The 8215-nt window shown below is 63.1% G+C and carries 7 protein-coding genes; all 7 read left to right on the forward strand.

Features of this window, described 5'->3' with window-relative positions; all coding sequences use genetic code 11:
* Positions 1-2 precede the first annotated feature (2 nt).
* Positions 3-542 carry a F0F1 ATP synthase subunit delta gene (locus tag F568_RS0113595; RefSeq protein ID WP_019019290.1) on the forward strand — a complete coding sequence of 180 codons (540 nt, stop codon included), beginning with the start codon at positions 3-5 and terminating at the stop codon, positions 540-542.
* A 16-nt stretch (positions 543-558) separates the two neighbouring features.
* Entirely contained in the window at positions 559-2103 is a 1545-nt protein-coding gene (gene atpA, locus F568_RS0113600) for a F0F1 ATP synthase subunit alpha (protein ID WP_019019291.1), read from the forward strand.
* 64 nt (positions 2104-2167) lie between these two features.
* Positions 2168-3043: a F0F1 ATP synthase subunit gamma gene (gene atpG / locus F568_RS0113605; protein ID WP_019019292.1), complete on the forward strand. Its 876-nt coding sequence runs from the start codon at positions 2168-2170 to the stop codon at positions 3041-3043.
* A 49-nt stretch (positions 3044-3092) separates the two neighbouring features.
* The gene (gene atpD / locus F568_RS0113610) at positions 3093-4469 is read left to right on the forward strand and encodes a F0F1 ATP synthase subunit beta (protein WP_019019293.1); all 1377 of its coding nucleotides are present in this window, start codon (positions 3093-3095) and stop codon (positions 4467-4469) included.
* Between the two features lie 26 nt (positions 4470-4495).
* Positions 4496-4924: a F0F1 ATP synthase subunit epsilon gene (locus F568_RS0113615; RefSeq protein ID WP_019019294.1), complete on the forward strand. Its 429-nt coding sequence runs from the start codon at positions 4496-4498 to the stop codon at positions 4922-4924.
* A gap of 143 nt (positions 4925-5067) precedes the next feature.
* Positions 5068-6447 (forward strand): bifunctional UDP-N-acetylglucosamine diphosphorylase/glucosamine-1-phosphate N-acetyltransferase GlmU, encoded by a 1380-nt coding sequence (gene glmU, locus F568_RS0113620; protein WP_026300544.1) that lies wholly within the window; start codon positions 5068-5070, stop codon positions 6445-6447.
* 5 nt (positions 6448-6452) lie between these two features.
* Positions 6453-8215: glutamine--fructose-6-phosphate transaminase (isomerizing) (gene glmS, locus F568_RS0113625; RefSeq protein ID WP_019019296.1), on the forward strand; the 1763-nt coding region annotated here is incomplete at its 3' end.

The following is an 8215-nucleotide window of genomic DNA, read 5'->3' on the forward strand; positions in this document are numbered from 1 at the left end:
CCATGGCTGAAACGTCTACCGTTGCCCGACCTTACGCCAAAGCGGCGTTCGAGTTCGCGCACGCCCAGGGGGCGCTAGAGGCCTGGTCCGACATGCTGGCATTGGCGGCGAAGGCCGCCGCCGATGCTGACATGCGAGCCCGCGTACTGGACAACCCTCGGTTGTCTGGCGCCGAAAAGGCCGACGTGATCATCGAGGTCTGCGGCGATGCGATGGGCAAGGAGGGGCAGAACTTCCTCCGGACCCTCGGTCAACAGAACCGCCTGGCGGCGCTGCCGGCCATTTCCGAGCAATTTGAACTGTTCAAGGCTCAGCAGGAAAAGCGTATGGACGTGACTATCGTCTCCGCCTTTCCGCTGGACGCCAAGCAGGAAGACAAGCTCGCGAGTGCCCTGGCCAAGCGCCTGAACCGCGAAATCTCCATTACCACTCAGGTGGACCGCGCCCTGCTGGGCGGCGTCATCCTGCATGCCGGCGACACCGTGATAGACGGGTCGGTACGCGGTCGATTGGCCCGTCTGCGCGACGCGCTCTCTGTCTGAGTTTGAGGGACATGGCATGCAGCAACTGAATCCTTCCGAGATCAGCGACATCATCAAGCAGCGTATCGAGAAGCTGGATGTCGCGACCGAAGCCCGTAACCAGGGCACCATCGTCAGCGTATCCGACGGCATCGTGCAGATTCACGGCCTGGCGGATGCGATGTTCGGTGAAATGATCGAGTTTCCCGGCAATATCTTCGGGATGGTGCTTAACCTCGAGCGTGACAGCGTCGGTGCCGTAGTGCTCGGCGACTACCAGGTGCTCGAAGAAGGCATGACCGCCCAGTGTACCGGGCGCATCCTTGAGGTGCCGGTAGGCCCCGAACTAGTCGGCCGTGTCGTCGATGCGCTGGGCAATCCCATCGATGGCAAGGGCGAGATCAACGCAAAGTTGACTGACGCCGTCGAGAAGGTTGCGCCGGGTGTCATCACCCGACAGTCCGTCGACGAGCCGATCCAGACCGGTCTCAAGTCCATCGATGCCATGGTGCCGATTGGCCGTGGCCAGCGTGAGCTGATCATCGGTGACCGCCAGATCGGTAAATCGGCGATCGCCATCGACGCGATCATCAACCAGAAAGGCAAGGGCGTCACTTGTATCTACGTCGCCGTTGGTCAGAAGCAGTCGACCATTGCCGGTGTAGTACGCAAGCTCGAGGAACATGGCGCGATGGACCACACCATCGTCGTTGCCGCCGGTGCCGCTGACCCGGCTGCCATGCAGTTCCTGGCGCCGTATTCCGGTTGCACCATGGGGGAGTACTTCCGCGATCGTGGTCAGGACGCTCTGATCGTCTATGACGATCTGACCAAGCAGGCCTGGGCCTATCGCCAGATTTCCCTGCTGCTGCGTCGCCCGCCGGGCCGCGAAGCCTACCCGGGTGACGTCTTCTATCTACACTCGCGTCTGCTCGAGCGTGCCTCGCGCGTCAATCCCGACTACGTCGAGAAGTTTACTAACGGCGAAGTTACCGGTAAGACCGGCTCACTAACCGCACTGCCGATGATCGAGACTCAGGGTGGCGACGTGTCCGCGTTCGTTCCCACCAACGTAATCTCGATCACGGACGGTCAGATCTTCCTCGAGACCGGCCTGTTCAACTCGGGGATTCGTCCGGCTATCAACGCTGGCCTGTCGGTGTCCCGTGTGGGTGGTTCGGCGCAGACCAAGATCATCAAGAAGCTGGGTGGCGGTGTGCGTCTGGCACTGGCTCAGTATCGCGAGCTGGCGGCGTTCTCGCAGTTCGCCTCCGATCTGGACGAAGCAACTCGCAAGCAGCTCGAGCATGGCCAGCGCGTCACCGAACTGATGAAGCAGAAGCAATACTCGCCGATGTCTGTGGCTGAAATGGCGTTGTCGCTGTTCGCAGCCAACGAAGGTTTCCTGGATGACGTCGACGTTAGCAAGGTTCTGGATTTCGAAGCGGCGCTGCACGATTACATGAAAGCTGAGCATGGAGAGCTGCTCGACAAGATCAACCAGTCCGGCGACTACAACGACGAGATCAAGAATGGTCTCAAGTCGGGCGTCGAGCAATTCAAGGCCACTCAGACCTGGTAATCCCGCTGGCCCGGCGTTGCCGGGCCAACGATTTCCCTGAGGGCCACGAATAAGGTAGATCGCTATGGCAGCTGCAAAAGAGATTCGCACCCAGATCGGGAGCATCAAGAATACGCAGAAGATTACCAGCGCCATGGAAATGGTTGCTGCATCGAAGATGCGTAAGGCACAGGAGCGGATGGCGGCTAGCCAGCCCTATGCCAAGCAGATCCGCAATGTCGTGGGCCATATCGCCAAGGCGAACCCGGAATACCGTCACGACTATATGATCGACCGTGAGGTCAAGCGCGTCGGTTATATCGTTGTTTCCAGCGACCGCGGCCTGGCCGGTGGCTTGAACGTTAATCTGTTCAAGGCCGTGGTCAAGGACGTCAAGCAATGGCGGGACAAGGGCGTCGAGGTCAACTTCGTCGCTATCGGCAGCAAGGCCGGCGGCTTCTTCCGCAAGTACGGTGGTAACCTGATGGCCGCCAAGAGCGGTCTGGGTGAAGCCCCCGAAGCCAAGGACCTGATCGGTAGTGTCAAGGTGATGCTGGATGCCTTTGACGATGGGGAACTGGATCGGCTCTACGTGGTGTATAACGAGTTCATCAACACCATGACTCAGCGCCCGACCCTTCGCCAACTGGTGCCGCTGGTCGCCCAGCAGGCCGACGATCAAGACGAACAAGCCCGTCCCACGAGCTGGGACTACCTGTATGAGCCGGACGCCAAGGCCCTGCTCGACAAGCTACTCAAGCGCTATGTCGAATCTCAGGTCTACCAGGCGGTGGTGGAGAATGCAGCCTGCGAGCAGGCGGCGCGCATGATCGCGATGAAGAACGCGACCGATAACGCCGGCAACCTGATCGACGAATTGCAACTGGTGTATAACAAGGCCCGTCAGGCCAGTATCACCCAGGAAATCTCCGAGATCGTCAGTGGTGCCGCCGCAGTATAAGCGCCGGTGAGGCTAAGCAGGTTTCATTTGCAGGTTAAGAGGAACCAAGATGAGCGGACGTATCGTACAAATCATCGGCGCGGTGATTGACGTAGAGTTTCCGCGGGACGAAGTGCCCAAGGTCTACGAAGCGCTGAAGGTCACGGAATCCGGGACCATTCTCGAAGTCCAGCAGCAGCTGGGCGACGGCGTGGTGCGAGCCATCGCCATGGGCTCCACCGAAGGCCTCAAGCGTGGCTTCGAGGTCGAAAATAGTGGTGCTCCGATTTCCGTGCCTGTCGGCAAGGAAACTCTGGGTCGCATCATGAACGTACTCGGCGAACCGATCGACGAAGCGGGTGATATCGGCGAGCAAGAGCGCATGCCTATCCACCGCAAGGCACCGACCTATGCGGAACAGGCAGCTTCCAACGAACTGTTGGAAACCGGCATCAAGGTCATCGACCTGGTTTGCCCGTTTGCCAAGGGCGGCAAGGTCGGCCTGTTCGGCGGCGCTGGGGTCGGCAAGACCGTCAACATGATGGAGCTGATCCGCAACATTGCTACCGAGCACAGCGGCTACTCGGTATTCGCCGGTGTCGGTGAACGTACCCGTGAGGGTAACGACTTCTACTACGAAATGCAGGAGTCCAACGTTCTCGACAAGGTGTCGCTGGTCTACGGCCAGATGAACGAGCCGCCGGGTAACCGCCTGCGTGTGGCACTGACCGGCCTGACCATCGCCGAGAAGTTCCGTGACGAAGGTCGTGACGTTCTGTTGTTCGTCGACAACATCTACCGTTACACCCTGGCGGGTACTGAGGTATCGGCGCTATTGGGCCGCATGCCGTCCGCAGTGGGCTATCAGCCGACACTGGCCGAGGAAATGGGCGTCCTGCAGGAGCGCATCACCTCGACCAAGACTGGCTCTATCACTTCTGTCCAGGCCGTCTACGTGCCGGCGGACGACTTGACCGACCCGTCACCGGCGACCACCTTCGCCCACCTGGACGCCACCGTGGTACTGGCGCGTTCGATTGCCGAGCTGGGTATCTATCCGGCCATCGATCCGCTGGACTCCACGTCTCGCCAGCTCGACCCGCTGGTTGTCGGTGAAGAGCACTACAACACCGCACGCGGTGTTCAGAACGTGCTGCAGCGCTACAAGGATCTCAAGGACATCATCGCCATCCTAGGGATGGACGAGCTGTCCGACGAGGACAAGCAGGCCGTCAACCGGGCGCGTAAGATTCAGCGTTTCCTGTCTCAGCCGTTCTTCGTCGCCGAAGTCTTCACCGGTTCACCCGGCAAGTACGTGTCGCTGAAGGACACCATTCGTGGTTTCCAGGGTATCCTGAACGGCGAATACGACGAGCTGCCGGAACAGGCTTTCTACATGGTTGGCACCATCGACGAGGCTGTCGAGAAAGCCAACAACATGAAGTGAGGCCGCTCACGTTAGAGGACTAAGGTATGGCGAACAGCTTCCAATGCGAGATCGTCAGCGCCGAGCAGTCGATCTTCTCCGGCGAGGTCAATCAACTCGTCGCCGCTGGTGTGATCGGCGACCTGGGGATCATGCCCGGACACGCACCGCTGTTGACCGAGCTGCAACCGGGTCCGCTGCGAGTGATGCGTGAAGGTGCCGAAGAGGAACTCTTCTACGTGACGGGAGGTTTCCTCGAGGTACAGCCGCACGTGGTTTCGGTACTGGCCGATACCGCCATCCGCGCGCACGACCTCGATGAGGTTGCGGCCGAGGAGGCACGCAAGGAGGCCTTGCGTCAGCTCAACGAGCAGAAGTCGGACCTGGATTATTCCCGGGCGACGGCGGAACTCGCTGAGGCGGTGGCTCAATTGCGCACGCTGGAACAATTGCGGAAAAAAGGAGGCCGACGCTAGATCTGGCTCCCTTGCGGTATGAATGGATACCCCGTGGATTAAGATCCACGGGGTATTTCTTTTTCGGCATTACTGCAGCATTGGTATGCTGCAGTGGCGGGCTTTAGAATGGCCTGTCATTGACGATTGTATAAGGGTAGGGCATGACGCTCGACGTAGTGATTCTCGCCGCGGGGCAGGGAACCCGCATGCGTTCGGCCACGCCGAAGGTGCTGCACCCGGTGGCCGGAAAACCGATGGTGCGCCATGTAATCGATACTGCCATGGGGTTGGGGGCAGATCGTTTGCATGTGGTGATCGGACACGGCGCCGAGCGGGTGCGCGAGCGCCTTGCCGGGTGCCCGTTGCGGTTCGTCGTGCAGGCCGAGCAGAAAGGCACCGGCCACGCCGTGGCCCAGGCCCTGGACGGGCTCGGCGATGGCAAGGTGCTGGTGCTGTACGGCGATGTGCCGCTGATCCGGCACGACACGCTGAGCGCCCTGCTCGACGCGGTCGATGAACGACACATGGCGCTGCTGACCGTGACCTTGGCCGATCCGACGGGCTACGGGCGCATCAAGCGCAACGCCCGGGGCGAGGCGGCGGCGATCGTCGAGCACAAGGATGCCTCCGAGGCCGAGCGGGCCATCACCGAGTGCAATACCGGGATCATGGCCATGACCGCCGACCAGTTGCGCCGTTGGCTGCCGCGCCTCTCTTCGGACAATGCCCAAGGCGAGTACTACCTGACCGATGTCATCGCCATGGCCGCCGAAGAAGGTACTGCCATTGCCACCGCCCAGCCGGCCTCCGCCACCGAGGTCGAGGGCGTCAACAACCGCCTGCAGCTGGCCCGCCTGGAGCGCGCCCATCAGCTGGCCGAGGCCGAGCGGCTGATGACCGGGGGCGTGACGCTGGCCGATCCGGCGCGGCTCGACGTGCGCGGTCGCCTGCGCTGCGGGCAGGATGTCGAGATCGATGTCGGCTGCGTCTTCGAAGGCGAGGTCGAACTGGCCGAGGGGGTGCGCGTCGGGCCCTACAGCATTATCCGTGACAGCCGCATCGGGCCTGGCTGTGTCATCGAGGCGCACAGCCTGCTCGATGGCGCGATCCTCGACGGCGAGTGCCAGGTCGGTCCCTTCGCCCGCCTGCGCCCCGGCACGCACCTGGCCCGCCAGGCCAAGGTCGGCAACTTCGTCGAGACCAAGAATGCCCGGATCGGCGAGGGCAGCAAGATCAACCATCTCAGCTATGTCGGCGATGCCCGGCTGGGACGCGACGTCAACGTCGGGGCCGGTACCATCACCTGCAACTACGACGGCGCGAACAAGCACCACACCGAGATCGGCGACGCGGCGTTCATCGGCTCCAATACGGCGCTGGTCGCGCCGGTCCGGGTCGGAGAGAGGGCCACCATCGGTGCCGGCTCCACGATCAGCCGGGATGTCGAGGCCGGGGCGCTGGGCGTGGCCCGCGGCCGGCAGATCACCAAGGCGGACTGGCCGCGCCCGCGGAAACAGCCCAAGTCGGAACCCAAGGAGTAAAGACGATGTGTGGAATCGTGGGGGCGGTGGCCGAACGCAACGTTCAGAACATTCTGCTCGAGGGGCTCAGGCGCCTCGAATACCGGGGCTATGACTCGGCCGGCATGGCCGTGCTCTCGAACGATGCACGCCTCAACCGCCAACGGGCCGTTGGCAAGGTGGCTGCACTGGAGGAGCGTCTGGACGAGTCGCCGTTGATCGGTACGGTGGGTATTGCTCACACGCGCTGGGCGACCCACGGGCGCCCCAATGAGCAGAATGCCCACCCCCACCAGTCCGGCGACAGCCTGGCGGTGGTGCACAACGGCATCATCGAGAACCACGAGCGCCTCAAGGCCGAGCTGGAGGGGCAGGGCTATGTCTTCACCTCCGAGACCGACACCGAGGTCGTCGCGCACCTGCTGGCCCGCGAATTCAATCGAAGCCATGACCTGCTGGCGGCAGTGCAGAGCGCCGTGGCCACGCTCGAGGGCGCCTATGCCCTGGGCGTGGTGCACAAGCAGCAGCCGGACGTGATCGTCGGCGCCCGCAAGGGCAGCCCGCTGGTCGTCGGGGTGGGGATCGAGGAGGCCTTCCTGGCCTCGGACCCGCTGGCCCTGCTGCAGGTCACCGACCGCTTCATCTACCTGCAGGAAGGCGACGTGGTGCGCCTCGCCAAGGGCGGCGACATCGCCGTCCACGACGCCTCGGGCCAGGCCCAGGCCCGTCCCGTGCAGACCTACGAGCACGGCGACGGAGTCGCCTCGAAGGACGGCTACCGGCACTTCATGCTCAAGGAGATCCATGAGCAGCCCCAGGTCATTGCCGCCACGCTGGAAGGTCGCCTGACCGAGCGCCACGTCCTGGTGCGCAGCTTCGGCCTGGAGGCCGAGTCGCTGTTCGCCCAGGTGCGCCAGATTCACATCGTCGCCTGCGGGACCAGCTACCACGCCGGCATGGTGGCGCGCTACTGGCTGGAACGCTACGCCGGCATCCCCACCCAGGTCGAGGTGGCCTCCGAGTATCGCTACCGTCAGGTGGTGGTCCCCGAGGGCACGCTGTTCGTGACCCTGTCACAGTCCGGCGAGACCGCCGATACCCTGGCGGCGCTGCGCTTCGCCAGGGACCGCGGCTATGTCGGCAGCCTGGCGATCTGCAACGTGCCCGGCAGTTCGCTGGTGCGCGAGTCCGACCTGACCCTGCTGACCCAGGCCGGGCCCGAGATCGGCGTGGCCTCGACCAAGGCCTTCACCACCCAGCTGGTCGCGTTGATGCTGCTCACCCTGAGCCTCGGCCGGATGCGCGGGATGGACGAGGTGCTTGAGGCCCGGATCGTCCAGGCCCTGCGGGAACTGCCGCGGCTCATGGGGCAGGTACTCGGCCTCGACGGCGACATCGAGGCCCTGTCGACGGCCTTTGCGGAAAAGCACCATGCGCTGTTTCTGGGCCGCGGGGCGCATTTCCCGATCGCCCTGGAAGGCGCGCTCAAGCTCAAGGAAATCTCCTACATCCATGCCGAGGCCTACCCTGCCGGGGAGCTCAAGCACGGGCCGCTGGCGCTGGTCGACAGCGAGATGCCGGTGATTTCGGTGGCGCCCAACGACGAGTTGCTCGAAAAGCTCAAGTCCAACCTGCAGGAAGTGCGTGCCCGCGGGGGCGAGCTGTTCGTGTTCGCCGACGAGCACGTGACGCTGGCCCAGGCCGAGGGCATCCGCGTGCTGCGCCTGCCGCATGTCGACGAGGCGCTGGCCCCGATTCTCTACACCTTGCCCCTGCAGCTGCTGTCCTA

The sequence above is a fragment of the Modicisalibacter luteus DSM 23508 genome (genome assembly GCF_000378505.1).
Classification (GTDB): domain Bacteria; phylum Pseudomonadota; class Gammaproteobacteria; order Pseudomonadales; family Halomonadaceae; genus Modicisalibacter; species Modicisalibacter luteus.